This window comes from Citricoccus sp. K5, assembly GCF_902506195.1.
In the GTDB taxonomy this organism is placed as follows: domain Bacteria; phylum Actinomycetota; class Actinomycetes; order Actinomycetales; family Micrococcaceae; genus Citricoccus.
In genome coordinates, this window is the sequence record NZ_LR732817.1 from 1913911 (window position 1) to 1940079 (window position 26169).

26 protein-coding genes are annotated in these 26169 nt (G+C 69.0%); 13 read left to right on the top strand and 13 right to left on the bottom strand.

The genetic code is table 11. The annotated features are described in order from the left end of the window. Positions 1-47 precede the first annotated feature (47 nt). A complete protein-coding gene (locus tag BOSE125_RS08455; protein ID WP_236557892.1) occupies positions 48-917 on the top strand; it encodes a site-specific DNA-methyltransferase in 870 nt (289 codons plus the stop codon). Positions 918-944: 27 nt separating this feature from the next. After that, positions 945-1769, top strand: a complete 825-nt coding sequence (locus tag BOSE125_RS08460; protein WP_159551672.1) for a spermidine synthase — start codon at positions 945-947, stop codon at positions 1767-1769. Between the two features lie 55 nt (positions 1770-1824). Here the strand turns inward: BOSE125_RS08460 and BOSE125_RS08465 are convergent, their stop codons facing one another. Next, positions 1825-2673: a PHP domain-containing protein gene (locus BOSE125_RS08465; protein ID WP_159551674.1), complete on the bottom strand. Its 849-nt coding sequence runs from the start codon at positions 2671-2673 to the stop codon at positions 1825-1827. Between the two features lie 70 nt (positions 2674-2743). Here BOSE125_RS08465 and BOSE125_RS08470 point away from each other — a divergent pair, with 70 nt between their 5' ends. Continuing rightward, positions 2744-4324 carry an aminopeptidase P family protein gene (locus BOSE125_RS08470; RefSeq protein ID WP_236557893.1) on the top strand — a complete coding sequence of 527 codons (1581 nt, stop codon included), beginning with the start codon at positions 2744-2746 and terminating at the stop codon, positions 4322-4324. A 17-nt stretch (positions 4325-4341) separates the two neighbouring features. On the opposite strand, the gene BOSE125_RS08475 is transcribed toward BOSE125_RS08470, so the two are convergent. Next, entirely contained in the window at positions 4342-5553 is a 1212-nt protein-coding gene (locus BOSE125_RS08475) for a general stress protein (protein WP_159551678.1), read from the bottom strand. Positions 5554-5628: 75 nt separating this feature from the next. On the opposite strand from BOSE125_RS08475, the gene BOSE125_RS08480 reads away from it, so the two are divergent. The 3 genes from BOSE125_RS08480 to BOSE125_RS08490 are packed head-to-tail and all read left to right on the top strand — an operon-like array spanning position 5629 to position 8878. Continuing rightward, positions 5629-6882 (top strand): magnesium transporter MgtE N-terminal domain-containing protein, encoded by a 1254-nt coding sequence (locus tag BOSE125_RS08480; protein ID WP_159551680.1) that lies wholly within the window; start codon positions 5629-5631, stop codon positions 6880-6882. Next, a complete protein-coding gene (locus BOSE125_RS08485) occupies positions 6882-7670 on the top strand; it encodes a DUF1003 domain-containing protein (protein ID WP_159551682.1) in 789 nt (262 codons plus the stop codon). Before BOSE125_RS08480 ends, BOSE125_RS08485 begins: the two co-directional genes overlap by 1 nt. Further along, a complete protein-coding gene (locus BOSE125_RS08490) occupies positions 7667-8878 on the top strand; it encodes an Mrp/NBP35 family ATP-binding protein (protein ID WP_159551684.1) in 1212 nt (403 codons plus the stop codon). Before BOSE125_RS08485 ends, BOSE125_RS08490 begins: the two co-directional genes overlap by 4 nt. A 76-nt stretch (positions 8879-8954) precedes the next feature. On the opposite strand, the gene BOSE125_RS08495 is transcribed toward BOSE125_RS08490, so the two are convergent. Together BOSE125_RS08495 and BOSE125_RS08500 are read right to left on the bottom strand one after the other, a co-directional pair. Beyond that, positions 8955-9560 carry a twin-arginine translocase TatA/TatE family subunit gene (locus tag BOSE125_RS08495; protein WP_159551686.1) on the bottom strand — a complete coding sequence of 202 codons (606 nt, stop codon included), beginning with the start codon at positions 9558-9560 and terminating at the stop codon, positions 8955-8957. Between the two features lie 99 nt (positions 9561-9659). Next, positions 9660-10952: a zf-HC2 domain-containing protein gene (locus BOSE125_RS08500; protein ID WP_159551688.1), complete on the bottom strand. Its 1293-nt coding sequence runs from the start codon at positions 10950-10952 to the stop codon at positions 9660-9662. A gap of 224 nt (positions 10953-11176) precedes the next feature. Between BOSE125_RS08500 and BOSE125_RS08505 the strand changes: the two genes are divergently transcribed. Next, positions 11177-11827 carry an O-methyltransferase gene (locus BOSE125_RS08505; protein ID WP_159551690.1) on the top strand — a complete coding sequence of 217 codons (651 nt, stop codon included), beginning with the start codon at positions 11177-11179 and terminating at the stop codon, positions 11825-11827. A 164-nt stretch (positions 11828-11991) separates the two neighbouring features. On the opposite strand, the gene BOSE125_RS08510 is transcribed toward BOSE125_RS08505, so the two are convergent. The 3 genes from BOSE125_RS08510 to BOSE125_RS08520 form a co-directional block, all read right to left on the bottom strand. Continuing rightward, positions 11992-12162 carry a DUF3117 domain-containing protein gene (locus tag BOSE125_RS08510; protein ID WP_159551692.1) on the bottom strand — a complete coding sequence of 57 codons (171 nt, stop codon included), beginning with the start codon at positions 12160-12162 and terminating at the stop codon, positions 11992-11994. 144 nt (positions 12163-12306) lie between these two features. Beyond that, the gene (locus tag BOSE125_RS08515; protein ID WP_159551694.1) at positions 12307-12633 is read right to left on the bottom strand and encodes a DivIVA domain-containing protein; all 327 of its coding nucleotides are present in this window, start codon (positions 12631-12633) and stop codon (positions 12307-12309) included. After that, on the bottom strand, positions 12630-13478 hold the full coding sequence (locus BOSE125_RS08520) for a TIGR00730 family Rossman fold protein (RefSeq protein ID WP_159551696.1): 849 nt from the start codon (positions 13476-13478) through the stop codon (positions 12630-12632). The genes BOSE125_RS08515 and BOSE125_RS08520 overlap by 4 nt, the downstream gene beginning before the upstream one ends. A 146-nt stretch (positions 13479-13624) precedes the next feature. Between BOSE125_RS08520 and BOSE125_RS08525 the strand changes: the two genes are divergently transcribed. The 4 genes from BOSE125_RS08525 to BOSE125_RS08540 all read left to right on the top strand — a co-directional run bounded on the left by BOSE125_RS08525 (position 13625) and on the right by BOSE125_RS08540 (position 17065). Continuing rightward, entirely contained in the window at positions 13625-14419 is a 795-nt protein-coding gene (locus BOSE125_RS08525; RefSeq protein WP_159551698.1) for an amino acid ABC transporter ATP-binding protein, read from the top strand. Between the two features lie 79 nt (positions 14420-14498). Then, positions 14499-15371: a glutamate ABC transporter substrate-binding protein gene (locus tag BOSE125_RS08530; protein ID WP_159551700.1), complete on the top strand. Its 873-nt coding sequence runs from the start codon at positions 14499-14501 to the stop codon at positions 15369-15371. 132 nt (positions 15372-15503) lie between these two features. Continuing rightward, a complete protein-coding gene (locus BOSE125_RS08535; RefSeq protein ID WP_159551702.1) occupies positions 15504-16178 on the top strand; it encodes an amino acid ABC transporter permease in 675 nt (224 codons plus the stop codon). Then, positions 16175-17065: an amino acid ABC transporter permease gene (locus tag BOSE125_RS08540; RefSeq protein WP_159551704.1), complete on the top strand. Its 891-nt coding sequence runs from the start codon at positions 16175-16177 to the stop codon at positions 17063-17065. Before BOSE125_RS08535 ends, BOSE125_RS08540 begins: the two co-directional genes overlap by 4 nt. 69 nt (positions 17066-17134) lie before the next feature. Here the strand turns inward: BOSE125_RS08540 and dapE are convergent, their stop codons facing one another. Then, positions 17135-18406, bottom strand: a complete 1272-nt coding sequence (gene dapE / locus BOSE125_RS08545) for a succinyl-diaminopimelate desuccinylase (protein WP_159551706.1) — start codon at positions 18404-18406, stop codon at positions 17135-17137. A gap of 38 nt (positions 18407-18444) precedes the next feature. Here dapE and dapD point away from each other — a divergent pair, with 38 nt between their 5' ends. Both dapD and BOSE125_RS08555 read left to right on the top strand, forming a co-directional pair. Beyond that, positions 18445-19500 carry a 2,3,4,5-tetrahydropyridine-2,6-dicarboxylate N-succinyltransferase gene (gene dapD, locus BOSE125_RS08550; RefSeq protein ID WP_159551708.1) on the top strand — a complete coding sequence of 352 codons (1056 nt, stop codon included), beginning with the start codon at positions 18445-18447 and terminating at the stop codon, positions 19498-19500. Between the two features lie 89 nt (positions 19501-19589). Continuing rightward, on the top strand, positions 19590-20444 hold the full coding sequence (locus tag BOSE125_RS08555; RefSeq protein ID WP_159551710.1) for a hypothetical protein: 855 nt from the start codon (positions 19590-19592) through the stop codon (positions 20442-20444). 45 nt (positions 20445-20489) lie between these two features. Here the strand turns inward: BOSE125_RS08555 and BOSE125_RS08560 are convergent, their stop codons facing one another. The 5 genes from BOSE125_RS08560 to typA all read right to left on the bottom strand — a co-directional run bounded on the left by BOSE125_RS08560 (position 20490) and on the right by typA (position 26094). Further along, positions 20490-21773, bottom strand: coding sequence for a citrate synthase (locus BOSE125_RS08560; RefSeq protein WP_159551712.1), 1284 nt, complete (start codon positions 21771-21773; stop codon positions 20490-20492). Positions 21774-21961: 188 nt separating this feature from the next. Next, the gene (gene dapC / locus BOSE125_RS08565) at positions 21962-23215 is read right to left on the bottom strand and encodes a succinyldiaminopimelate transaminase (RefSeq protein ID WP_159551714.1); all 1254 of its coding nucleotides are present in this window, start codon (positions 23213-23215) and stop codon (positions 21962-21964) included. Positions 23216-23252: 37 nt separating this feature from the next. Beyond that, positions 23253-23585 carry a ferredoxin gene (gene fdxA, locus BOSE125_RS08570; protein ID WP_159551716.1) on the bottom strand — a complete coding sequence of 111 codons (333 nt, stop codon included), beginning with the start codon at positions 23583-23585 and terminating at the stop codon, positions 23253-23255. Between the two features lie 72 nt (positions 23586-23657). Further along, positions 23658-24200, bottom strand: a complete 543-nt coding sequence (locus tag BOSE125_RS08575) for a hypothetical protein (protein WP_159551718.1) — start codon at positions 24198-24200, stop codon at positions 23658-23660. Then, the gene (gene typA / locus BOSE125_RS08580) at positions 24187-26094 is read right to left on the bottom strand and encodes a translational GTPase TypA (RefSeq protein ID WP_159551720.1); all 1908 of its coding nucleotides are present in this window, start codon (positions 26092-26094) and stop codon (positions 24187-24189) included. Before typA ends, BOSE125_RS08575 begins: the two co-directional genes overlap by 14 nt. Positions 26095-26169: the final 75 nt, after the last annotated feature.

Sequence of the window (26169 nt, forward strand, 5' to 3'; positions counted from 1 at the left end):
CGGCACTCGACCGTGCATGTGTCCCCGTACGTTGTCACCACAGCACCGTGGCCGGCCACGGCACGGTGACCGCTGTGGATGAGTTCCGGCCGGACGGCCCCAACCTGGTGGTGGGGGCGGAGAACCTCGAGTTCCTGCCCTCACTGCCGGACGGGGCCTTCACACTGGTCTACCTGGATCCCCCGTTCAACACGGGGCGGACCCAACGGCGCCAGCAAATGTGGATGGTCCGTGCCGCCGCGGAGGAATCGGACCGGGTCGGCTTCGGCGGGCAGAGCTACAGGACCATCAAGGGTGCCCTGGCCTCCTACGATGACGCCTTCGCCGACTACTGGGAGTTCCTCGAGCCCCGGTTGCGAGAGGCCTGGCGGCTCCTGGCCGATGACGGCACCCTCTACCTGCACCTGGACTACCGGGAGGTGCACTACGCCAAGGTCATGCTGGACGCGATCTTCGGCCGGGACTGCTTCCTCAACGAGATCATCTGGGCCTACGACTTCGGCGGCCGGTCCAAGCGGAGGTGGCCGAGCAAGCACGACACGATCCTGGTCTACGTCAAGGATCCCGACGGCTACTGGTTCGACTCCGAGGAGGTCGATCGGGAGCCGTACATGGCACCCGGGCTCGTGACCCCGGAGAAGGTCGCCCGCGGCAAACTGCCCACCGACGTCTGGTGGCACACGATCGTCTCGCCCACCGGCAAGGAGAAGACCGGCTATCCGACCCAGAAGCCGCTGGGCCTGCTCAGGCGGATGGTGGCGGCGTCCTCCCGCCGGGACGACTGGGTACTCGACTTCTTCGCCGGCTCCGGCACGCTCGGGGCCGCCGCGGCCGCACTCCAGCGGCGCTTCGTGCTCGTGGACCAGAACCCCGAGGCCCTCGAGGTCATGCGCCGCCGGCTGGCCGAACACCTTTGAACACCGTGCGCCTGTCAGAATGGCGTGATGGCCGATCCTGACGCGTTCCACCCCACCCGCCGGAACCTCCAGCTGAGTGTGAGCGGCGAGCGGGCCCGGATCCTCCCTGACGAGCACGACGACGGCTGGGTGCTGGAGATCGGCGGGGCGCTCCAGTCCCATGTCGACCTGCACGACCCCACCCGGATCCGCTATGAGTACCTGCGCCGGGTGGCCAACGTCCTCGATGCCGGCTGGCCGGGCCACCGGCCCCTCCGCATCCTCCACCTCGGCGCCGGTGCGCTCACCCTGCCCCGGTATATCCAGCTGACCCATCCCGGCTCCGCCCAGACGGTGGTGGACCTCGACCGCGAGTTGCCGACGCTGGTCTGCTCCGTCCTGCCCCTGCCGGAGGGGACGGACCTCACGGTGGTCATCGGAGATGCCCGCGCCGAGCTCGCCCGCCTGGAGGGCCCGGAGTTCGATGCCATCGTCCTGGACATCTACACCGCGGTGGACGCCGCCGTGCATCTCACGGGCAGCGAGTTCTTCGGTGAGCTGCTGAGTCGTCTCACGGAGTCCGGAGTGCTGCTGGTGAACATCGGGGATGACACGGGCCTGCGGTTCCTGGCCCGGCAGGCCGAGGCCTTGGAGACCGCCGCCGCCAGTGCGGGCCTCACCGGGGCCTGGACCCTGGCCGACGCGACGATGCTGGACCGCCTGCAGGCCGGCAACGCGGTCCTGGCGGCCGGCGGCGCTCTCGATCGACAGGACCAGGCGGACCTTCACACCCGGCTGCTGGCCGCCGGACCGCATCCGGCAGCGGTGCTGGCCCCGGAGCAGACGGCGGCCCTCGCGGCCCGGATCGGCTAGGTCACAGGTACAGCAACAGGCTCAGGCACCACCACAGGCAGGGCCACGGCCGATGTCACGGCCGGATGACCTCCGTGCCCGTGGCCTGCTCCTCCAGCCGGGCGACCACCTCGTCGGGAGTCGTGTTCTCACCGATCCGGTTGGGCTTGCCGGCACCGTGGTAGTCGGAGGAGCCGGTGATGAAGAGATCGTGCTCCAGGGCGAGGAGCCGCAGGGTGCGCCGGGCCTCGTCCGGGTTGTCCCGGTGGAAGACCTCGACGCCGGCCAGTCCGGCGTCGATCATCTCCCGGAACAGGTCCATGCCGATGACGCGGCCGCGCATGGACGCCATGGGATGGGCGAAGACCGGTACACCGCCGGCCTCGAGCACCAGACGGACGGCGTCCACCGGGTCTGGGGCGTAGTGGCCCACGTAGTAGGGAGAACGCGGGGTGAGGATCGAGGTGAAGGCGGCCGAGCGGTCCCGGATCACACCCGCGGTGACCAGGGCATCGGCGATATGCGGTCGGCCGATCGTGGCGTCCGGGGTGGCGTGGGCCAGCACCATCTCCCAGGTGATGGGATAGTCCTCCCCCAGCCGCCTGACCATGCGCTGGGCACGCATGAGCCGGGAGGTCCGGGCCCGTCCGATCTCCTCATTGAGATCGGGTGCCAGCGGGTCGTGCAGGTAGGACAACAGGTGGACGCTGATCCCGGTGTCCGAGACGCAGGAGACCTCCATGCCGGGGATGAACGTCAGGCCCAACTCCACGGCCTCGTGGGCGGCCTCGGCCCAGCCGGCGGTGGTGTCATGGTCGGTCAGGGCCAGGCCGGTGAGACCGGCCCCGGCAGCGGCCCGCACCACATCGGCAGGCGGTTCGGTGCCATCCGAGATGTGGGAGTGCGTGTGCAGGTCGAACGGCATGACCCCCAGACTAGCCAACGGCCCCGGGCTCGCGGGAAAGAATGCGGCGATGAGTGGAATGATGGAAACCATGAACGACGAAACACCCCGGCCCACCGACCAGACCACGCCCGCCGACCAGGCCGGCGCCGTAGCCGACCAGCCCGTAGAAGACCGTGTGAACAACCGGTCCCAGAAGCCGACCTCGGATGCGTTCAAGCGGTTCATGGGCTCGAACTGGGCCCCCGCCGAGACCACGCCGGTCCTGCCGGATGCCTCCGCCCCGTTCGCCGCCCGGCGCCGCAAGGCCCTGTCCGAGCAGTTCGAGGGCGAGCGGCTCGTCATCCCGGCCGGAGCGCTCAAGGTCCGTTCCAATGACACCGACTACCGTTTCCGCGCCCACTCCGCCTTCGCCCACCTGACCGGTTTGGGCGTGGACCATGAGCCGGATGCCACCCTCGTCCTGGAGCCGGTGGATCACGGCGCCGGTGACCACGGCGGACACCACGAGGCCACCCTGTACTTCCGCCCCATGGCCGGCCGCGACTCCGAGGAGTTCTACTCCAACGCCCGCACCGGTGAGTTCTGGATCGGCACCCGCCCCACCCTCGGCGGGTTGCAGGCCCGCACCGGGATCCGCACCGCCGACCTGTCCGAACTGGAGGTAGCCGTCACCAAGAACGCCGGCGCCGTGGAGATCGGCGGGGTCCGCATCCGCCTGCTGCGCGGCTCCGACCTGGACGTCGAGGCACTGGTGGACACCTCCCGCATCAACACCGGGGTGGACCTGGAGTTCTCGGACGGACTGGACGCCCAGCTCACGGAGTTCCTCTCGGAGCTGCGCCTGGTCAAGGACGGCTGGGAGGTCGAGGAGCTGCGCGGCTCCGTGGCGGCCACCATCGCCGGCTTCGAGGACATCGTCCGGGTCCTGCCCGACGCCCGCGGCCATGAACGCGGCGAGAGGATCGTGGAGGGCGCGTTCTTCTCCCGTGCGCGCCTCGAGGGCAACGACCTGGGCTATGACACCATCGCCGCGTCCGGCAACAACGCCACCGTGCTGCACTGGATCCGCAACAACGGCGAGGTCCGCTCCGGGGACCTGATCCTCGTGGACGCCGGCGTGGAGGCGGACTCCCTCTACACGGCCGACATCACCCGCACCCTGCCGGTCGACGGCACGTTCTCGCCGATCCAGCGCACCATCTACCAGGCCGTCCTCGATGCCGCCGACGCCGCCTTCGCCGCGGTGAAGCCCGGCCTGAGGTTCCGGGACATCCACACCACCGCCATGCAGGTGCTGGCCGAGCGACTGCACGAGTGGGGGCTGCTACCGGTCTCCGTGGACGAGGCCCTCTCACCCGAGGGCCAGCAGCACCGCCGGTGGATGCCGCACGGCACCAGCCACCACCTGGGCCTGGACGTGCACGACTGTGCGCAGGCCAAGCGCGAGCTCTATCTGGACGCCGAGATCGTCCCGGGCATGGTCTTCACGATCGAGCCCGGCCTGTACTTCAAGAATGAGGACCTGGCGGTGCCGGAGGAGTACCGCGGCATGGGCGTGCGCATCGAGGACGACATCTACGTCACCGACGAGGGCGCCGAGAACCTCTCCGCCGCCCTGCCGCGCACGCCCGACGACGTCGAGGCATGGATGGCCCGGCTCCTCGGCTGACGGGCCCGCCTGATAGGTCAGCCGCGCCGCTCAGGCTCGTCCTGAGCGGTGTCCGGCTGATCGGCCTCGGGTTGGTCCACGGCCGACCGGCGTCCGTAGGCTGGCCGCTCGAAGGTGCCCGGTTCGCTCCCGCCGGGTTCCCCCGAACCGGTCTCGCCCGGTGCCGCGGTGCCGTTCTGGTCCTGTTCCGCAGACCCGGTGCCCGACGTCGGCCGGTCACCGCCCGGTGCCGGCGCGGCCTCCGCGTCGACGGGACGGCTGGGGTCGGAACGACGGCCGGAGCCACCGGCACGGCCGTTGCGGGCCGGCTTCTGCTGATCCTGCTGGCCCTGCTGGCCCTGCTGGCCGTAGGACGGGGCCTCGAAGGACGCCGCGGCCTGGCCGCCCGGAGCGTTCTTGGCGGCGTTCTCGCTGAGGATGCGTTCCCGGACGACCTTCGCCTCGTCCTCCGGCAGCCGCACCCCGTATTGGGGGCGGCCATCCGAAAGGTCCGGGAAGGTGCCGTTGCGGGAGGGCGCCTCGGACTCCGGTGCCGACGGCGCCGGCGCGGTGTCCGCGGAGTGGGCGGCCGGCGTCGGGCCCTGATTGACCGTGGGCTCCTGAGCGGGAATCTGGCTGGCCGGAGGCTGTGGGGCGTTGGACTGGTTGGCCGGTGGCGCGGGGGTGTCCGTTGCGGGAGCCGGAGCCTGGGCTGGGCGGCCCAGCAATTGCTTGGCCTGATGCGCCGTCTCGAACTCGCAGACCACGTCGAAGTTGGAGGGGACCAGCTGTTGGACCGAGTTCACGCCACGGCCCTTGCGCAGCGCGTGCCCGATCACGCCGAAGAGCACCCAGATGGCCACGCCGAGACCCACCGTGTACAGGATCTGGAATCCGGATCCAGAGGGGTCGATCAGGGTCATCAGGATGCCGAGCATCGCACCGAAGAAGGCACCCTGGATGGCCGAGCGCAGGGCCACGGACGGGTAGGTCAGGCGGTTGCGGATCCGCTCGACGGTGCGCAGGTCGGTGCCGACGACCGACACCGTGCGGACGTCGAACTCCTGCTCGGCCAGTCGGTCCACGACCTTCCGGGCCTCGGCGTAGGTGGGGAAGGACCCCAGCACCTCACCGCGGGGCAGGCCGCTGACCGAGGGGTCGGAGGATGTGGGACCGAAGAGCATGGACATGGGCTCCATTGTGCCGCTCGTGCCGGTGCGGGTCATCACGGCGCCCGGGTTCTCCGCCACCGGCGTAAGGAGACGTGAGCAACCGCGGCCGGATGGCAGGGACCACGGCCCGGTCCGGCCGACTAGGCTGGATGGGTGAATGTCCCGAAGATCTTCGTCGCCCGCCTGCTGGGCCTGGACGTGTTCGACCCCCTGGGTGACCGTCTGGGCCGCATGCGTGATGCCGTCGTCATGGAACGCGGACCGGGTCAGCCGCCGGTCGCCGTCGGGATCGTCATCGAGGTTCCGGGCAAGAAACGGGTGTTCGTGCCGATGACACGGGTCACCTCCATGGGCGCCGGCCAGATCATCACCACCGGCCTGATCAACCTGCGCCGTTTCGAACGGCGCGGGGCCGAGCTGATGGTGGCGGCCGACCTCTTCGACCGCCGCGTCACCCTCGCCGATGGCACCGGGCAGGCCGTGCTCGAGGACCTGGGCCTGGAACAGCAGCGCAACGGTGACTGGCTGGTCAGCGACCTCTATGTCCGGCGTCACGCCGGCCGCAGCGCCTTCGGCCGCGTCCGGGGCGAGCATCTGCTCGTGGGGTGGGGCGAGGCCCGCTGGGCTGCCCGCGAGGAACCACAGGGTGCGTCCAGCTTCGTGGCCGCCCACGAGGACCTCAAGGCCGCGGACCTCGCCGATGTCCTGCACGAGATGACCACCAAGCGCCGTGTCGAGGTGGCCACCGAGCTGCAGGACGGGCGGCTGGCGGACGTGCTCCAGGAGCTCCCGGACGACGACCAGGTGGAGATCATCTCCAACCTGGACATCGAGCGCGCCGCCGACGTGCTCGAGGAGATGGACCCTGACGACGCCGCCGACCTCCTCCACGAACTCTCGGACTCCCAGCAGGAACTGCTCCTGGAGCTCATGGAACCCGAGGACGCCGACGATGTCCGCCGCCTGATGGAGTACGAGGAGAACACCGCCGGCTCCGTCATGACGCCGGTCCCCGTCATCATGCCGCCCGAGGCCACGGTGGCCGAGGCACTGGCGAACATTCGCCAGCAGGAGTTCACCCCGGCCATGGCCTCCCTGGTGATCGTGGCCCGCCCACCCTTGGAGACCCCCACGGGCCGCTACCTCGGCGTGGTGCATTTCCAGCGCCTGCTGCGGTATCCCCCGCCCGAGCCGCTGGGGAACATCCTGGACAAGGACCTCGAGCCGGTCTCCGACCTCATGCCCCTGCCGGCCGTGACCCGTGAACTGGCCACCTACAACCTGACCTGCATCCCGGTGGTCAACGAGCACCACCGTGTGGTCGGTGCCGTCACCGTGGACGACGTGCTGGACCACCTGCTGCCGGACGACTGGCGCAGCATGGACGATCCTGAGGAGGTGTCCTGATGGCGGACAAGAACCCCGAGACCACCGGCCCCCGCCGTGCCGGCCTCGACACGCCGCTGGGCGCGCGAGGACGCCGCTGGCCCCGGCTGAATCCCAATCCGGACGCGTTCGGCGAGGCCACGGAGGGCTTCGCCCGGTTCATGGGGACACCCCAGTTCCTGCTGTGGATGACCATCTTCTGCGCCGTCTGGCTCGGCTGGAACACCTTCGCCCCGGAGATGTGGCGCTTCGACTCCGCCGCCATCGGCTTCACCGCCCTGACCCTGGTGTTGTCCCTGCAGGCCTCCTACGCCGCTCCCCTGCTGCTGCTGGCGCAGAACCGCCAGGACGACCGGGACAAGGTGTCCCTGCGTGAGGACCGCAACCGTGCCGAACGCAACCTGGCGGACACCGAATACCTGACCCGCGAGCTGGCCGGTCTGCGCATCGCGCTGCAGGACGTGGCCACCCGTGACTTCGTGCGCTCGGAGATGCGCGATGCCGTCGCCGAGATCACCGAGGAGCTCAAGGACGAGGTGCGCGAGAAGATGCGCGCCGAGATCCTGGCCGAGATGGACCAGAGTCCCGACGCCGGCCCGGCGCCGAAGCCGTCCGGCTCCAGCCCCCGGAAACACAAGAAGAAGAAGAACCGGCCCAGCCGCGAAGCCCGCGAACGCATCGAGGGCGACGAGGACGGCCCCCAGACCACCACGTTGGCCATCATGGCCGCAGAGGAGGCAGACCAGCCTGCCTCCTCGGCTGACCGCGCTGACTCGAAGGACAACCCCAAGGACACCCCCTCCGCATGACCGACACCCCCGGCGCCTCCGACGCAACTGGCACCTTCGACACCCCCGAACTGTCCACCGCTCTGGAACGGGCCGCGTGGGCCCGGCTCGGCTCGGTACTGGACCCGGAGATCCGGCGCCCCGTCACCGAGCTGGGCATGGTCGCCTCGATCACCGAGTCAACCGAACCACCCGAATCATCCACCGGCACCGGCACCGGCACCGGCCATCTGACCATCGGCATCCGCCTGACCATCGCCGGCTGCCCCCTCCGGGACACCATCACGCAGGACGTGGAACGGGCCCTGGAGGGACTGGACGGATGCACGGGCGCCGACGTCGTCATGGCCGTCATGACCGCCGAGCAGCGTGCCTCGCTCAAGGAGCTGCTGACCGCTGGCCGCCCGAAGAACCAGTTCGAGAAGGGCTCGCTGGCCCGGGTCTACGCGGTCGCCTCCGGCAAGGGCGGCGTCGGCAAGTCCACCGTCACGGCCAACCTCGCCACCGCCCTGGCGGACCGGGGGCTCTCCGTGGGACTGGTGGACGCTGACATCCATGGCTTCTCCATTCCTGGCCTGCTCGGCACCACGGCCAAGCCGACCCGGGTGGACGAGATGATCCTGCCGCCGGTGGCCCAGGGCGTGAAGGTCATCTCGATCGGCATGTTCCTCGACGCTGACCGGCCGGTCGCGTGGCGCGGTCCCATGCTGCACCGGGCCCTCGAGCAGTTCGTCACGGACGTCTACTGGGGCGACCTCGACGTCCTCCTGGTCGACCTGCCGCCGGGCACCGGGGACATCGCGATCTCTGCCGCCCAGCTGCTGCCGACCTCCGAGCTGCTCATCGTCACCACGCCGCAACAGGCGGCGGCACAGGTCGCGGCCCGGGCGGGCGAGCTCGCGGAACAGACGGGCCAGCAGGTCGCCGGTGTCATCGAGAACATGGCGGCCATGACACTGCCGGACGGCACCGTTCTGGATCTCTTCGGCTCCGGTGGTGGCCAGACCGTCGCGGACCGGCTCACCGGGTCCCTCGGTCATGCGGTGCCGCTGTTGGGCTCGGTCCCCCTGGACCCCCTGTTGCGCGAGGACGGCGACGGCGGCACCCCGGTGGTCCTGGAACATCCGGACTCAGCGGCGGGCACGGAGCTGCGGCGCATCGCGGGTTCGCTGGCCGTGCGACCGCGCGGTCTCTCCGGCCTGAAGCTGCCGGTCACACCGCGGGACTGATCGAGTCTCCTGCGCGTCCCGGTCGGGTCTCGCGCGCGTCCCGGCTATCCGGCGTCGACGTCGAAGGGTGGTCGGCCTACGTGGCGTCCACGTCGAAGGGTGCCGGATCGCGCGGAGCGGCCGGCGCAACGGCGGCCCCGCCCGGCTGACCGGCTTCTGCATCTGCATCTGCATCTGCAGCGACACTGACACTGCCCACGCCACCCGCACTTCCGGCGGAGTGGGTCGTCGAACGGCTGGAGGTCTTGCCGAAGAACAGCGCTCGGGGATCCATGTCCTTGAGGTCCTCGCGCAGCTCGTCGCGCTGGGAGCGCACGGAGTCGAGTTCACCCCGGAGGCCGCTCCGTCCCCTCCGTGCCTCCGTGTGGGATCCACCGGACGGGCCGGAGGCGCCGGCCGGACCTGAACTCGAAGCCTCCCCGTCCACCGGATCGGCGAGGGCGTCCTTGATAATGCGGCGGGGGTCGTACTGGCGGGGATCGTACTTCTTCCAGTCGATCTCGTCGAAATCGGTGCCCGTCTCTTCCCTGAACTGGGTCTTGGCACCCTCGGCCATACGCCGCAGGTTCCGGATCCATTCGGTGAGTTTCCGCGCGTACTCCGGGAGCTTCTCCGGACCGAGGATGAGCACGGCCAGCAGGGCCAGGATGATCAGCTCAGCGCCGTTGATACCGAAGGTCACAAGTCCTCAGCCTACCCGAGCGGCAGGGCGTCGCCGGAGGAGGTCAGACCGCCCGTCCTGTGTTCGTCCGTCATCTGCCCGTGCCGAACTCGGCAGCGGTCATCGGGTGCCTTCCTCGTGCTCATCCATCCAGGGCAGGAGTCGTTCGAAGCCCCGGGCCAGGCGGTCCGCAGGCCGTTCGGGCCCTGTCCCCGACTGGACACGGGATTGTTCCGAGATGACGACGAGGGTCATCACACGCTCTGCCCGGTCCATCGGCAGGTCTGAATCCACCGTGTAGGAGGCGTTGGGAGTCTGCGCCGTGGCCGTCCACGTGCCGTCGCCCAGATCGAGGACGGACATCTCCACGCCGACGGGCAGTCTGCGGGTCTCGCCGGACGCGGCCACGGTGTCAGCCCAGGCTGCGGCGCGGGCGTCCCCGTTCGCCAATGGACAGCCGGGGATCCCGGCATCCTCGCCCAGTGAGCGGCACTCGTGCAGCACCAGTGAGGCCTCCTCACCCTGGAGTGACATCACCACCTCGGCAGTCTCGTCCTCCACAGCCCAACCAGTGGATTCGTGCTGCAGTCCCAGTCCGTTCAAGGAGGGGACGTTCCACCCCAGTCGTCGCAGATCGGTGACCATCTCCGGGGTCAACGCCATGGTCTCGGCCAGGGCGACTCCGGCAGAGACCTTGCCTTCGGCTGGATTGACGGATCCAGACGGCGACGGGAGGGAGGGGGCCAGCGCCGGACCGCCGATGCCGGCTGGCGAGAGTACCGCGGGACCGCTCGAGTCGTCGGTGGTGTCAGCGTCAGGGTCGCCGATCTCGGACTCTGCGGCACCGGCGCTCCCAGCGTTCGGCGACCCGGACGGCGCAGGTGATGCGCCGGCGTCGGGATCCGCCGTGGAGGAGTTCACGGAGGCGGACGGCAGAAGGAGGTTCTCCCCGGTCTCCGGGCCGGCCGCGGCCTCCGGATCACCCGCGATCCAGGCGGTGGACAGCACCGCGACGGCAGCCAGGCCAATGGCCCCCAGTCCCATGACCACCTTCCAGCCGGCCACGCCCTGGCGTTCTTCCAGCACCGGCGGCACGGCGGGACGAGACCCGGTGGAGGGTTCTGCGGCGTGCGAAGGCCAGGCGTAGGGCGAAGGTGGTACCGCCCACTGCGATTCCGGCGAGGCCGGATCTGACTGGGACGACGGAGAAGACGGGTACGACGAATTCGTCGAGGAGGCAGCCGGAAGGGATGACAAGGACGAGGCGGCTTGAAGGATGCGTTCGCGCTGCTCCACCTCGTGACGGCATGCGTCACACTGCTCGAGATGGACAGAGATCCGCTCACGGGCAGCCGGGGAGAGGGCATCCTCCACATAGGAGTCGAATCGTGCCCGGGGATGGAAGACCGCCATCAGCGCGGGCCCTTCCCTCCGGAGGTGTGTGCGGGGAGCGGCACGAAGGGGGTGGTGCAGGTGGGAATGGTCACTGCAGTCGACTCCTTTCCGTACCCATCCAGTCTGGCCCCTTTTGCTGTGAGGAGTCTGAGCATGGGAGCGTGTCGTTTGAATCGCCGTAGACTGGACTGCCGGTCGGCACCCCCGACTCCCCCGCCGCACGAGAGAATCGAGCACGCCCCATGAAGGCCCTGAGCCCCCACCAGACGGACAAGCATGCCAGCTGGGCATTCGCGGAGTCCCGTCCGGCCGAGGACGACGTGCTCCTGCGGGCCCGGGAGCGGTCCTCCGACCTGGGGATCGTGCCGGTCACCGAGGGCACCGCCGCCCTGCTGACCGTCTTGGCCGCCACCCGCTCCCCCTCGACCCTGGTGGAGATCGGCACCGGTGCCGGCGTCTCCGGCATCGCCCTGATGCGCGGTCTCACCCGGGACGCCATGCTGACCACCATCGATCCCGATGCCGAGGCTCTGCGCGCGGCCCGCGAGGGGTTCGCCGAGGGCGGGTTCCCCGCCAACCGCACCCGCATGATCACGGGCCGGGCCCGCACCGTGGTCCCGCGGCTCAACAGCAAGGCCTACGACCTGGTGTTCCTCGATGCGGACAAGGCCTCGCTGGTCTTCCACGTGGAGCAGGCAGCGCGGCTGCTGCGTCCCGGGGGCCTGCTGATCGTCAACGACGCCCTCGATGAGGATCGGGTCCCCAAGCCCGCCGTCCGTGAGGCGTCCACCGTGGCCGCCCGGGAGGCCGGCAAGCTGCTGCGGGATGAGGAGACCTGGCATTCCGCACTGGTCCCCACCGGCTCCGGCGTGCTGCTGGCCGTGCGCCGCTGAACGCCTCCGCTTCCCGCTGAACGCCCGGATCCCACTCGCGCCCCAGCCTCAGCCCATCCCTGGCCGGCTCCCGTCCGAGCAGGGGAAAGCCCCCGGTTCCACCGCCTTCGAGCCGTGGATCCGGGGGCTTCCTGGTACCGGACGTGCAACGCCGGTCAGGGAAGTCAGGCGTCGGTGACGCCGACGAGGCACTCCTTGAGCGCGTTCGCCTCATCCTTGTTGAGTTCAAGCACCAGGCGGCCGCCACCGTCGATCGGCACGCGCATGATCAGGCTCCGGCCCTCCTTGGTCACTTCCATGGGACCATCCCCGGTACGAGGCTTCATGGCTGCCATCTGTGTTCCCTTCTCGATGCGGTCCCCGTCGTCACAGCGAGGCCGCAAGACTATACGTGCGGTCGTCAGGGCTAAAGGCATCCCCTGGCGGCCCGCGGAGCGCTTGACACCCCTATTATTCCGGATTCGGCCCGGTGCCGCTAATCACACGACGTCATCTGCACTTTGGCCCGGTATTCTCCCCGCCAGTTGACGCAGCCTCGCGATCTCAGCATCCCGCTCGGCCAGGGCCCCGGACAGCGTCGCGAGCACCTCGTCGACCTGGTCCATGCGGTATCCGCGCAGCCCCGGCGACAAGCGCAGCGCGTCCACGTCCTCCGCTTCCGGAGACGGGGGCAGCAGGACCGGCGGCAGGGCACGCACAGGCTCGGACAGCGGCGCTGCGAACCCCGTCTTGCCCGTGACGGCCAGGGCGAGAAGCCCCACCACGACGACGGCGGCCACCAGGACCAGCACCATGAACACGTTCACTGGGGATCACCCGACGCAAACCCGTGGTCCGCCGTGAGCCGCTGATGGTCCGGGTCCCAGTCCTCCCGGTCGGGCCATCGTCCCCCGGCCACCGTGTTGAGCACGAGGTCCACGGCCTCTTCCGGGGTGTCGGCCAGCTGGAGCAGGCTCACGTCGACGGGATTGACCATGCCGCGCTTGACCAGGCTGTCTCTGATCCAGGCCACCAACGGGCCCCAGAAGTCCCGCCCCAGCAGCACCACCGGAAAGGCGGTAACCTTCCCGGTCTGGACCAGGGTGAGGGCCTCGAACAGCTCGTCCAGGGTGCCCAGACCACCGGGGACCACCACGAATCCCTGGGAGTACTTCAGGAACATCACCTTGCGCACGAAGAAGTAGCGGAAGTCGACGCCGAGGTCGACCCAGTCGTTCATTCCCTGCTCATGGGGCAGCTCGATACCCAGGCCCACCGACAGCCCGCCGGCCTCCTTGGCGCCGCGGTTGGCCGCCTCCATGGCCCCGGGCCCGCCTCCGGTGACCACGCTGAAACCGGCCTCGGCGAGCCGGTACCCCACCTCTCGGGCCTGCTCGTACTCGGCCGCGCCGGGTGCGGTGCGCGCGGACCCGAACACGGAGATGGCCGGCCCGAGGTCCGCCAGGGCACCGAAGCCCTCGACGAACTCGCCTTGGATGCGCAGCACCCGCCACGCGTCCGTGGTGGTGGACTGCCGTTCCGATGATCGGGCGTCGTCTGAACGAAGCAGCAATTGGTCGAAGGTCGGACCGGCTGCAGCAGCACCGCGCAGGGTTTGAGCGCCGCGCCGGATTCGCGGAGCGGAGGCGTCCGCATCGCCGTGGTGTGACATGAGCCCAGCCTATCGCCGCACCGGGATCCACGACTCCGGGCCAAATCGCGCAATAAGTGTTTCAGAAAGGCAACGATTGGGTTAAATGCACCGTGACGACCACGTCTTGATGATCTGGCCTGATCTTGTCCTATAGTCTCTCCCCTATGACGCAGAGCACACCGGCCCCGACGGATCCCCCCGCAGCCGACTCCACCGCAAAGCGGGCCCTCGTTGAACTGGACAATGTCAACAAGCACTTCGGTTCGTTCCAAGCCCTCAAGGACATCAACCTGACCATTCCCGAGGGGCAGGTGGCAATCGTCATCGGCCCCTCCGGTTCCGGCAAGTCGACGCTCTGCCGCACCATCAACCGCCTCGAGACCATCGATGAGGGGGGCACCATCCGCATCGATGGAAAGCCGCTCCCCGCGGAGGGCAAGGGCCTCGCCCAGCTACGGGCCGATGTCGGGATGGTGTTCCAGTCCTTCAACCTCTTCGCTCACAAGTCGATCGTGGAGAACGTGACCCTGGGGCCGATCAAGGTCAAGGGCATCAAGAAGTCCCAGGCCAACGACGAGGCCATGGCCCTGCTGGAACGCGTCGGGGTCGCGCAGCAGGCCAAGAAGATGCCCGCACAGCTCTCCGGCGGCCAGCAGCAGCGCGTCGCCATCGCCCGGGCGCTGGCCATGCGGCCCAAGGTGATGCTCTTCGACGAACCCACGTCCGCCCTGGATCCCGAGATGGTCCAGGAGGTCCTGGACGTCATGGTCCAGCTGGCACACGAGGGCATGACCATGGTCGTGGTCACCCACGAGATGGGCTTCGCCCGCAAGGCCGGCGACCGTGTCATCTTCATGGACGAGGGCGCCATCCTCGAGGACACCGATCCGGAATCCTTCTTCATGAATCCGCAGCACCCGCGCGCCAAGGACTTCCTCGGGAAGATCCTGACCCACTGACCAACACCGTCACCACTTCATCAACCGCATCACCCGCACCCAACCGCTCAATCACTCGAGCACCGCTCCTGGAGGAACAATGCGCAAGAAGCTCCTTTCCACCGCCGCCATCGCCGCGTCGGCCGCCCTCGTCCTGTCCGCCTGCTCGCCGTCCTCCACCGAGGAGGGTGGCGAGACCGGCGGCAGTGAGACCGCAGGCGGGGGCGACTCCGTCCGCATCGGCATCAAGTTCGACCAGCCGGGCCTCGGCTTCCGCGAGGGAAGCGGTGACCCGACCGGCTTCGACGTAGACGTGGCCAAGTACGTGGCCACCGAGCTGGGCTACACCGAGGACCAGATCGAATGGGTCCAGACCCCCTCGGCCAACCGCGAGAACGCCCTGGAGGGCGGCGAGGTCGACATGATCTTCGCGACCTACTCGATCACCGACGAACGCGCCGAGCGCGTGGGCTTCGCCGGACCGTACTTCGTGGCCGGCCAGGACCTGCTGGTCCGCGCCGACGACACCGAGATCACCGGCCCGGAGGACCTGGAGGGCAAGAACCTGTGCTCGGTCACCGGTTCCACCTCCGCCCAGACCATTCAGGACGAGTACGCCGAGGGCGTGGAGCTGGTGGAGCAGGGCGGCTACGCCGAGTGCGTGACCTACCTCGAGTCCGGCCAGGTGGACGCCGTCACCACCGACGACATCATCCTCGCCGGCCTGGCCGCGACCCCGGAGAATTCGGGCAAGTTCACCGTCGTCGGCAATCCCTTCACCGTCGAGCGCTACGGCGTCGGCATCCCGCAGGGTTCCGAGGATTGCCAAGCCATCAACGACGCCATCACCAAGATGAAGGACGAGGGCGCCTGGGAAGAGGCCCTGACCGCCAACACCGAGGGCACCGGCTACACGCCTGACGAGGAGCTGAACAACGGCCCCGAGGCGGAGATGGAATCCTGCGAGGCCTGATCACCACCATCACACCGTGATTCGGCGGTGGGCCGGGCACCCGCCCGGCCCACCGTCGTCCTCCTCCGGCCACCACCACCGGCCACGGCCCCGGCACACCCCCAAGCCGGCGGCCACTGACACAGGAAGCTCATGAACGGATTCCTCGAACTCTTCGCCGACTACGACATCCTCGGCGCCTTCTGGATGAACGTCCGGCTGACGTTCCTGGCGGCCATCGGCTCCTTCATCCTCGGCACCATCCTGGCCGTCTTCCGGATCTCTCCCGTCGGCTCCCTCCGGAGCATCGGCACGTCCTACGTGAACACGGTCCGCAACACCCCGTTGACCATCATCATGGTGCTCGGCGTGCTGGCCGTATGGGGTCAGCTGCAGATCACGTTCTCCTCGGACTTCGACCTGAACTTCTTCACCTACGCCGTGATCTCCTTGATCCTCTACCACGCGGCGTTCGTGTGCGAGGCGATCCGTTCGGGCGTCAACACGGTGCCCCTCGGCCAGGCCGAGGCCGCGCGTGCGATCGGGCTCAGCTTCCTGCCGGCCGCCCGCCTGGTGGTGCTCCCACAGGCCCTGCGCGGTGCGATCACGCCGCTCGGCAACACGCTCATCGCCCTGACCAAGAACACCACGGTAGCCGCGGCAGCCTCCGTGGCCGAGGCCTCCGGACTGATGAGGACCATGATCGAGTTCAACCCGGACCTGATGATCTACATCTTCCTCACCATCGCGATCGGATTCTGCATCATCGTGATCCCCATGGGTATCCTGACCACCTGGCTCTCCGACAAATTGGCGGTGGCCCGATGAAGGCACAGGCCTCCGTCCTCTTCGACGCCCCGGGTCCCAGGGCCCGGCGCAACATCCTGATCTCCAATGCGATCGCCCTCGCCGTGGTACTGGTCGTGGTCGTCCTCGTGCTCATGCAGCTGGACCGCCAGGGTCAGCTGGCCCCTGCCCAGTGGACCAATGCCCTCAACGCCAACGCCTGGACCAACTATTATCTGCCCGGCCTGCAGTTCACCCTGCAGTCCTCCGGCATTGCCGTGATCACGGCCCTGGTCTTCGGACTGGTCTTCGGCTTCCTGCGCTTGGCCCCGTTCGCCATCATCCGAGGGGTCTCCGGCGTCATCGTGGAGTTCTTCCGCGCCGTCCCGGTGCTCGTGATGATGTTCTTCCTGTACTTCTTCTTCTCCCGCGTGGTGGCTCCCACGGGGCTGATCGCCTCCGGGGACGCGGCGTACTACGGCGTCATCGTGGGCCTGACGGTCTACAACGGGGCCGTCATCGCCGAACTCGTCCGGTCCGGCGTGAAGTCCCTGCCGAAGGGGCAGCGGGAAGCCGCCGCGGCAGTCGGCATGACCGGCAACCAGTCCCTGCGTCTGGTGGAGGTTCCGCAGGCACTGACCGCCATGCTGCCGTCCCTGCTCAGTCAGTTCGTGGTCATCCTCAAGGACTCCGCCCTGGGCTACCTGATCGGCTTCTACGAACTGCTGCAGTACTCCCGCCAGCTGGGCTCCGGGTACTCGAACATCCTGCAGACGCTCGTGGTGGCGGCGCTGATCTTCATCGTCATCAACTTCATCCTGACCTGGCTGGCGACGAAGCTGGCGGGCACCCTGTCCTCCCGCACCGGTGGCGACACGGCCCCGGCCACCTCCACCACCATGGTGTCCACCATCGAGGTCGCCAAGTAAGCCCGCAGTAGGCCCGCAGTAAGCCCGTAGAAGGTCAGGCAGCCGTCTCGGTACCCGATCCGCAGCAGGTCAGGACGATGAGGATGCCGGGACGACTGCCGGCACCAGCCACCGGCGCAGTGCGGCCAGGCAGTTGCGGATGGCCCCGGCGGTGACATGCTCGTCGTCCGTGTGGGCCAGCAGGGCGTCCCCGGGGCCGAAGTTCACCGCGGGCACCCCGAGCTCGGAGAACCGGGCGACGTCCGTCCAGCCATACTTCGGCATCGGCGTTCCCCCTACAGCCGCGACGAAGGCGGCGGCGGCCGGACGGTCCAGTCCGGGCCGGGCCGAGTGCGACTCGTCGACGACCTCCACGCGGTCACGTCCGATGCCGGCCTCGGCCAGCACCTCGTACACGTGCGCATGGGCCTGCTCGAGGTCCTTGTCCGGGGCGAACCGGTAGTTGACCTCCACGGTGCAGGCGTCCGGGATGACGTTGCCGGCGGTCCCCCCATTGATCCGGACCGCGTTCAGGCCCTCCCGGTAGTCGAGTCCCTCGACCGTGATGGTGGCGGGCCGATAAGCGGCCAGCGCCGCCAGTAGGGGCCCGGCCGCGTGGATGGCGTTCTCCCCCTTCCAGGCCCGCCCGGAGTGGGCCGCCACCCCGGGCACCGTGACGACGTACCGATTGGTCCCGTTGCAGCCGCCCTCCACCACACCGTCGGTGGGCTCCAGCAGCACGGCGAAGTCGGCCTGCACCAGCTCCGGGGCCTCGCGGGCCACGCGGGCCAGCCCCGAGTGTTCGGAACCGACCTCCTCGTGGTCGTAGAACACCCAGGTGACGTCGTGCGCGGGGAGGGGGCCGGCGTCGTGCCCGATCCATCCGGCCAGCGCCAGCTGGACGGCCACCCCGGACTTCATGTCCGTGGCTCCCCGGCCGTAGAGCACGTCTGCGTCCGCCGGACTGGCCGGACTGACCAGGCTGACCGGTCCGGCGCCGGACGTCTCGTACCCGGGAGTCAGTGCCTCAGCGCCGGCCGGCGACTCCCAGCTGGAGGGCACCGTCCCGCGCGCGCCGGGCGTGGTGGGCAGCGGCACCGTGTCCAGGTGCCCGGCGAGCACGACGCGGGCCGGCAGGCCGAAGTCGGTGCGCGCCACGACGCTGTCCCCGATGCGGTGGATCGCCAACCGCGGCAGTTGACGCAGGGCGGCCTCGACGGCGTCGGCCAGGGGGGTCTCGTGGTCGGAGACCGAGGGGATGTCCAGCAGCGCGGCCGTCAGCGTCGCCACATCCGAATCGAGGGGCGGCAGGACGGGGACGGGATGGCCGGAAGCGGGCCCGGCGTGGCTGGTGCTGTTCATGCCCGTCAGTCTAAGTCTGTGCCAGTAGGATATTTCCCATGACTTCAACCCCCACCCAGCCGGGTTCCAGCCTGTCCGCCGACCGTTCAGACCACGCCGATGCCGCTCGCCCAGGCGGCGTGCGCACGGCCTCGGGCGTCGGGCTGGCCACCGTGGCGGACGATGGCACCGTTCTCGATGTCTGGTATCCCGCCCCGGTGCTCGGCACCGACGGCGGAGGGCTGGAGGCCGAGCTGGCCGCGGTGGCCGTCGCCGACGCCGACCGGGGCACCCGCCAGCAGGTCCACACCGTGCAGATCGATCTCGACGCGGCGCCCGCAGACGCCCTGGACGCCTGGTTGCGCCTGCACCTGCTGTCCCACCGGCTGGCGCAGCCGAACACCATCAACCTGGACGGCGTCTTCGGGGTGCTGGCCAACGTGGTGTGGACGAACTTCGGTCCCTGCCTGCCGGCCGGATTCGAGACCACACGGCTCCGGCTGCGCGCCCGCGGTCCCGTACAGGTCTACGGCGTGGACAAGTTCCCCCGTATGACCGACTACGTGGTGCCCACCGGCGTGCGCATCGGCGATGCCGACCGGGTCCGGCTCGGGGCCCACCTGGCCGAGGGCACCACCGTGATGCACGAGGGCTTCGTGAACTTCAACGCCGGAACGTTCGGCGCCTCCATGGTCGAGGGCCGGATCTCCGCCGGCGTCGTGGTCGGTGACGGCTCCGACGTGGGCGGCGGCGCCTCCATCATGGGCACCCTCTCCGGCGGGGGATCCCAGCGGATCACCATCGGCGAACGGGTACTGCTGGGCGCCAATTCCGGCGTGGGAATCTCCGTCGGCGACGATTCCGTGGTCGAGGCCGGGCTCTACATCACGGCCGGCACCCGAGTGGCCGTGCGCATGGGCACCCGTGACGGGTCCAAGGGGGAGACAGGCGGGGAGGCCGGTGGAGAAACCGCCCACGAGACCACCGTCAAGGCCCTCGACCTCTCAGGCGTCCCCCACCTGCTGTTCCGCCGCGATTCCTCCACCGGCCAGGTCCAGGCCCTGCCCCGCGCCGGCCAGACCGTGGCCCTCAACGACGCCCTGCACGCCAACTGACTCCCCAGTAGCCAGACCATGCCGAGTACAGCCGTGTCACGACCCCTGAGGCCGTCCACCCTGGACCGCGGGCGAGGGGCGCCGCGCCGATGAGCAAGCGTTCCCGGCGGCGCTGGCGCGCGCTGGTGGTCCTCCTGATCTGTCTGGCCGTGGTGGGCGCCGGAACGTGGGCCGCCTCCCGGTTCATCGACTCCTCGGAGATCCTGGTCCGTGAGCACTGCACGGCGATCGTCGGAACCGACTCCTTCAGGCTCGCGCCCGACCAGGCGGCCAACGCCGCCCTGATCTCCGCGGTGTCCCTGGACCGCGGCCTGCCGGCCCGGGCCGCCTCCATCGGCATCGCCACCGGCTTCCAGGAATCGAAGCTGCGCAACATCGACTATGGGGACGAGGCGGGCCCGGATTCCCGCGGCCTGTTCCAGCAGCGGCCGTCCCAGGGGTGGGGCACCGAGGAGCAGGTCATGGATCCGGTCTATGCGGCGAACCGCTTCTACCAGGAGCTGGAGGAGCTGGTGCCCGACTTCGAGGACCTCGACATCACGGTGGCGGCCCAGAGGGTCCAGCGCTCGGCGTTCCCCGATGCCTACGCCGACCACGAGCCCGAGGGCCGGGCCTATGCCTCGGCGTTGACCGGGCACTCCCCCGCGGCCCTGAACTGTGTGCTGAAGTCGCCGGCCGAGCCCGGCGACGCCACCGCCATGTCCGCCGCCCTGCAGGACCAGTTGTCCTCGGCGCAGCCCCGGGTGTCCGACGACGGCCGCACGGCCACCATCCCGGCCTCCGGGACGCGAGGCTGGGCTCTCGTGCAGTGGGCCGTGGCCAACGCCGACCAGTTCGGCATCACCTCTGCCTCATTCGGCGGACAGGGCTGGGTCCGGGCGGATCACGGCTGGGCCCCGGCCACGGGCACCGACGGCGCGGTGACCCTCACCTTCGCGGGTTGACCCGCGAAGGTGAGGGCCTGCTAGAACCAGCTAGGACACCAACGCTCAGCGGCTGGGGTAGTCCCGCAAGGCGTGGCCGGTGTAGACCTGGCGCGGGCGCCCGATCTTCGTGGCCGGGTCCTCGATCAGCTCACGCCACTGGGCGATCCATCCGGGCAGCCGGCCGAGCGCGAACAGCGGGGTGAACATCTTCTCCGGGAAGCCCATGGCCTTGTAGATCAGGCCGGTGTAGAAGTCGACGTTCGGGTAGAGGCGGCGCTCGATGAAGTAGTCGTCCGCTAGTGCCTTCTCCTCGAGGCGCATGGCGATGTCCAGCAGCTCGTCGTTGCCGCCGAGCTTGCCGAGGATGTCATGCGCGGTCTGCTTGACGATCTTCGCCCGCGGATCGTAGTTCTTGTAGACGCGGTGGCCGAAGCCCATGAGCTTCACCCCGTCCTCCTTGTTCTTGACCTTCTCCATGAAGTCCTCGGGCTTGACGCCGTCCGACTTGATGGAGCGCAGCATGTTCAGCACGGCCTCGTTGGCACCGCCGTGCAACGGGCCGTAGAGCGCGTTGATGCCGGCCGAGATGGAGGCGAACATGTTGGCATGCGAGGAGCCGACCAGGCGCACCGTGGAGGTCGAGCAGTTCTGCTCGTGGTCCGCGTGCAGGATGAGCAGGAGGTCCAGAGCCTTGACCATGTCCGGGTCCAGCTCGTACGGCTCGGCGGGGACACCGAAGCTCTGGCGCAGGAAGTTCTCCACCAGGTTCAGGGAGTTGTCCGGATAGAGCATCGGCTGGCCGATGGACTTCTTGAAGGCGTAGGACGCGATCACCGGCAGCTTGGCCATCAGGCGGATGGTGGAGATGTGGACCTGTTCCTCGTCGAACGGGTCCAGGGAGTCCGCGTAGAAGGTGGACAGGGCGGACACGGCCGAGGACAGCACCGGCATGGGGTGCGCGTCCCGCGGGAATCCGTTGAAGAAGCCCTTGAGGTCCTCGTGCAGCATGGTGTGGCGGCGGATGTTCTGGTCCCACTCGCCCAGTTGGTCCCCGGTCGGCAACTCGCCGTAGATCAACAGGTAGGCGACCTCGAGGAAGGAGGAGTGCTCGGCCAGCTGATCGATCGGGTAGCCGCGGTAGCGCAGCACGCCCTCATCACCGTCGATGTAGGTGATGGCCGACTTGGCGTTGGCCGTGTTCATGAAGCCAGGGTCATAGGTGACCTGACCGGTGTCCTTCAGCAGCGGTCCGATGTTCAGACCGTCGTTGCCGATGGTGGCCTTCTCGCGGCCCAGCTCGACGATCGTGCCGTCAACGGACAGCTGAGCTGAAGTGTTTTCGGTCATGGGTGCTCCCTCATGAGTTGTTCAGTGTGCGAACCACCGGAAACCATCCGCCTGGGACGGCGACCATGTGAAGCGGGGGTGGTCCAATCCACGTCAACGCTACCAAGACGGGGGCCCGGACAAGGAATCGGTGACGATTGTGGCCCCTGGCGGTCCCGCGAAAGCGACCAACGGCCGGGGGCCGCAGGTCAGCGCCAGGAGCGCAGCCGTTCAGCTGCCTGCGCCACCGCGTCGTCAGTGGCGGTCAGCGCCACTCGCACGTAGCCGTTGCCGGCCGCGCCGTAGAAGGTGCCGGGACCGACCAGGATGCCCAACTCGGCGAGCTCCCCGACCAGATCCCAGCTGTCCTGCTCGGTGGGAGCCGCAGCCACGGCGTCGGCCCCTGGCCCGGTGGCGTTTCCCGCGTCCGGGGCCCGCCGGCCGTCCCGGGTCCACAGGTACAGGCCCGCCTCGGAGTGGTCCACCACGAGGCCTGCGGCCTCGAGCGCGTCCTTGAGCAGAGTGCGCCGGGACCGGTACCGGTCCTTCTGCTCCTGAACGTGGGAGTCGTCCCCGAGTGCTGCCGTCATGGCAGCTTGGACCGGCATCGGCACGATCATCCCGGCGTGCTTGCGGCTGTTGAGCAGGGTGGACATCAGCGCGGCATCCCCGGCCGCGAAAGCCGCACGGTAGCCGGCCACATTGGACTGCTTGGACAGCGAGTACACGCTCAGCAGGTTGGTGTGGTCGCCGTCAGACACCTCGGGCGACAGGATGCAGGGCACCCTGGCGGCGCCCCCGTCCCGCTGGTCCCCGCTCCGATGATCCCCGCCGTCCGCGCTGCCCTCGTGGCTCGCGTCGTCGTCGTCCCAGCTGCCCCAGCCGAGCTCGGCATAGCACTCGTCGCCGGCCACCACGGCACCCAGCCCGCGGGCCTGCGCGACGACGGCCCGCAGTTCCTCGATCGAGGCCACCTTCCCGGTGGGGTTGCCCGGGGAGTTGGTCCAGACCAGTTTGACCCGGGCGCGGGTCTCGGCATCTAGTTCATCGAGCGAGTCCGCGGCCACGGCGGTGGCGCCCACGAGCAGGGCGCCGATGTCGTAGGTAGGGTAGGCCACGGTGGGCCGGACCACCACATCGCCGGGACCCAGGCCCAGCAGGAGCGGCAGCCAGGCGATGAACTCCTTCGAGCCCACGGTGGGGATGACCGCCTGCGGGTCCAGCCCCGCGACGCCGCGACGCCGGGCGAACCAGGCGACGATGGCCTCGCGCAGCTCCACGGTGCCTTGAGTGGTCGGATAGCCGTGCGCGTTGGCGGCCGCCGCGAGGGCGTCCTGGATGAGCGCGGGTGTGCTGTCCACGGGCGTGCCGATGGACAGGTCTGCGATCCCACCGGGGTGGGCCGAGGCGGTGGCGCGGTAGGGAGCCAGGGATTCCCAGGGGTATTCGGGCAGCGTCAGCACGGTGTCAGCTCGGGTTCGGTTCGTCGGGCCGGGGCCGTCAGAGGCCTTCGGGCATCGGCTGCGGCGGCAGGGCGGTGATCAGCTCATGGTCCTTGGGAATCAGGCCCATCTTCGCGGCGCCGCCCGGTGATCCGAGGTCGTCGAAGAACTCGACGTTGGCCTTGTAGTAGTCGGCCCACTCGTCCGGGGTGTCATCCTCGTAGTAGATGGCCTCGACCGGGCATACGGGCTCGCAGGCGCCGCAGTCCACGCACTCGTCGGGGTGGATGTACAACATCCGCTCACCTTCGTAGATGCAGTCGACCGGGCACTCTTCGATGCATGCCTTGTCCTTGACATCCACACACGGCAGGGCAATGACGTACGTCACGTGGAACCGTCCACCTTCCAGGGGGTCGGAATGGGGTCCGGACATCACCGGACCTGGGATTCTGGATCCAGTCTAGTCCCGTGCCACCGGGTGGCGCAGAAGAGACTGGGCCAACAGCATCGTGATGATGGCCACGGCCGGGATGCCCCAGACCCAGACCGTCCCGGCGATGGCCGGACCGGGGACCACCGCGAGGGTGTAGTCATTGGCAGCCACGGCGAAGGTGTCCAGACCGGGCCAGTTCCCCAGGACCATGGCGGTGGTGAACGCCGCGATGGCGACGACTCCCCCGGTCCAGGCCACTGAGGACCTCAAGGTCCACCAGAGCTGCGCGGAGGCCACGAGCAACAGTGCCAGCGCGGCACCCCAGGGCAGGACCCAGGCGCCCTCCTCAGTGGTGGTGCCTCCGATCCAGCTGAAGTGCAGGTGCAGCACGGTCCCGAGGATCCCGACGCCGGCCCCGATCAGGACCGCGACCAGCAGCGGCACCCAGCCGCGTCGGCCTTCGGGGCGGGTGCCCCGCCGTTCCGGGCCCGAGCGCGGCCCGACGCCGTCCGGGGACTGCCCGGACGGCGTCGGACCCTGCTGGTGGTCCCGCAGATCAGGAGCGGGCACGGGCGCGGGCGGCCTTACTGCGCTCCCCGGCGTCCAGGATGAGCTTGCGGATGCGGATCTCCTCGGGGGTGATCTCCACGCACTCGTCCTCGCGGGCGAATTCGAGGGACTCCTCCAGGGTGAGCTTCTTCGGCGGGGTCAGGCCCTCGAAGGAGTCAGAGGAGGCCGCACGCATGTTGGTGAGCTTCTTCTCCTTGGTGATGTTCACGTCCATGTCATCGGCGCGGGAGTTCTCGCCGACGATCATGCCCTCGTACACCTCGGCACCCGGCTGGACGAAGAACGTGCCACGCTCCTGCAGGTTGATCATGGCGAACGGCGTGGCGGTGCCGGAACGGTCCGCCATGAGGGAGCCCTTGTCCCGGTACTCGATCGGACCGGCCCAGGGCTCGAAGCCATTGGCGTAGGAGGAGGCGATGCCGGCGCCGCGGGTGTCCGTGAGGAACTGCGTGCGGAAGCCGATCAGGCCTCGGGCCGGCACGTTGAACTCCATGCGGATCCAGCCGGTGCCCTGATTCTTCATCTCGGTCATGCGGCCCTTGCGGGCGGCCATCAGCTGGGTGATCGGCCCCATGAACTCCTCGGGGGTGTCGATGGTCATCAGCTCCATCGGCTCATGCACCTTGCCGTCGATGGTCTTGGTGACCACCTGCGGCTTGCCCACGGTCAGCTCGAAGCCCTCGCGGCGCATCTGCTCCACCAGGATGGCCAGTGCCAACTCGCCGCGGCCCTGGACCTCCCAGGCGTCGGGACGCTCGGTCGGCAGGACCTTGAGGGACACGTTGCCGATGAGCTCGGCGTCCAGACGGTCCTTGACCTGGCGCGCGGTGACCTTGGCGTTCTTGACGCGACCGGCCATCGGGGAGGTGTTGATGCCGATGGTCATGGAGATCGCCGGATCGTCCACGGTGATCAGCGGCAGGGGCTTCGGGTTCTCGGCGTCCGTGAGGGTCTCACCGATCATGATGTCCTCGATGCCGGCGACGGCCACGATCTCACCCGGACCAGCCGAGTCGATCGGCGCGCGGGACAGGCCCTTGGTGCCCAGCAGCTCGGTGATCTTCACGTTTTTCAGCTGGCCGTCCTGGCGGGCCCAGGCGACCTGCTGGCCCTTCTTCAGGGTGCCGTTGAAGATGCGCAGCAGGGCCAGACGGCCCAGGAACGGGGAGGCGTCCAAGTTGGTGACGTGCGCCTGCAGGACCTCGCCCTCGGTGTACGTCGGGGCCGGGATGTGCTCCATGATGGTGGCGAACAGCGGCTCCAGGTCCTCGCTGTCCGGCATCTCGCCATCACCGGGCTGGGTCAGGGAGGCCTTGCCGGCCTTGCCGGAGGCGTAGACGATCGGCAGGTTCAGCACGGAGTCCAGGTCCAGGTCCTCGACCTCGTCGGACAGGTCCGAGGCCAGGCCCAGCAGCAGGTCCATGGAATCGGAGACCACGCCGTCGATGCGGGCATCGGGACGGTCGGTCTTATTGACCACGAGGATCACGGGAAGCTTGGCGGCCAGGGCCTTGCGGAGCACGAAGCGGGTCTGCGGCAGCGGGCCCTCGGAGGCGTCCACGAGCAGTACGACGCCGTCCACCATGGACAGTCCGCGCTCGACCTCGCCACCGAAGTCGGCGTGGCCGGGGGTGTCGATGACGTTGAAGGTGACGGACTCGCCCTTCGCGGAGGGACCGGAGTAGAACACGGTGGTGTTCTTGGCGAGGATGGTGATGCCCTTCTCGCGTTCCAGTTCGCCGGAATCCATCACCCGGTCCTCCACCTCGCCGTGGCTGGAGAAGGCGCCGGCCTGGCGCAGCATCGCATCCACCAAGGTGGTCTTGCCGTGGTCCACGTGGGCCACGATGGCGACATTGCGGAGGTCGGTGCGCTGGGTGAGGGTTTCAGTCATAGGGGTGCCTGTTCATCGAGGGCGGCGGGCTGGCGGGTGCCAAGAGGTTGTTAGCCGTCAAGGGCCCCGTCCGAT

Coding starts and splice junctions, on each gene's coding strand:
- BOSE125_RS08520 (WP_159551696.1), bottom strand. CDS start 13,478: ATGTCACACCACGGCGATGCGGACGCCTCCGCTCCGCGAATCCGGCGC.
- BOSE125_RS08555 (WP_159551710.1), top strand. CDS start 19,590: ATGAGCAAGCGTTCCCGGCGGCGCTGGCGCGCGCTGGTGGTCCTCCTG.
- BOSE125_RS08460 (WP_159551672.1), top strand. CDS start 945: ATGGCCGATCCTGACGCGTTCCACCCCACCCGCCGGAACCTCCAGCTG.
- dapD (WP_159551708.1), top strand. CDS start 18,445: ATGACTTCAACCCCCACCCAGCCGGGTTCCAGCCTGTCCGCCGACCGT.
- dapE (WP_159551706.1), bottom strand. CDS start 18,406: ATGAACAGCACCAGCCACGCCGGGCCCGCTTCCGGCCATCCCGTCCCC.
- BOSE125_RS08465 (WP_159551674.1), bottom strand. CDS start 2,673: ATGCCGTTCGACCTGCACACGCACTCCCACATCTCGGATGGCACCGAA.
- BOSE125_RS08470 (WP_236557893.1), top strand. CDS start 2,744: ATGAACGACGAAACACCCCGGCCCACCGACCAGACCACGCCCGCCGAC.
- BOSE125_RS08530 (WP_159551700.1), top strand. CDS start 14,499: ATGCGCAAGAAGCTCCTTTCCACCGCCGCCATCGCCGCGTCGGCCGCC.
- BOSE125_RS08535 (WP_159551702.1), top strand. CDS start 15,504: ATGAACGGATTCCTCGAACTCTTCGCCGACTACGACATCCTCGGCGCC.
- typA (WP_159551720.1), bottom strand. CDS start 26,094: ATGACTGAAACCCTCACCCAGCGCACCGACCTCCGCAATGTCGCCATC.
- BOSE125_RS08490 (WP_159551684.1), top strand. CDS start 7,667: ATGACCGACACCCCCGGCGCCTCCGACGCAACTGGCACCTTCGACACC.
- BOSE125_RS08540 (WP_159551704.1), top strand. CDS start 16,175: ATGAAGGCACAGGCCTCCGTCCTCTTCGACGCCCCGGGTCCCAGGGCC.
- BOSE125_RS08525 (WP_159551698.1), top strand. CDS start 13,625: ATGACGCAGAGCACACCGGCCCCGACGGATCCCCCCGCAGCCGACTCC.
- BOSE125_RS08500 (WP_159551688.1), bottom strand. CDS start 10,952: ATGGCGGTCTTCCATCCCCGGGCACGATTCGACTCCTATGTGGAGGAT.
- BOSE125_RS08560 (WP_159551712.1), bottom strand. CDS start 21,773: ATGACCGAAAACACTTCAGCTCAGCTGTCCGTTGACGGCACGATCGTC.
- BOSE125_RS08485 (WP_159551682.1), top strand. CDS start 6,882: ATGGCGGACAAGAACCCCGAGACCACCGGCCCCCGCCGTGCCGGCCTC.
- BOSE125_RS08510 (WP_159551692.1), bottom strand. CDS start 12,162: ATGGCAGCCATGAAGCCTCGTACCGGGGATGGTCCCATGGAAGTGACC.
- BOSE125_RS08505 (WP_159551690.1), top strand. CDS start 11,177: ATGAAGGCCCTGAGCCCCCACCAGACGGACAAGCATGCCAGCTGGGCA.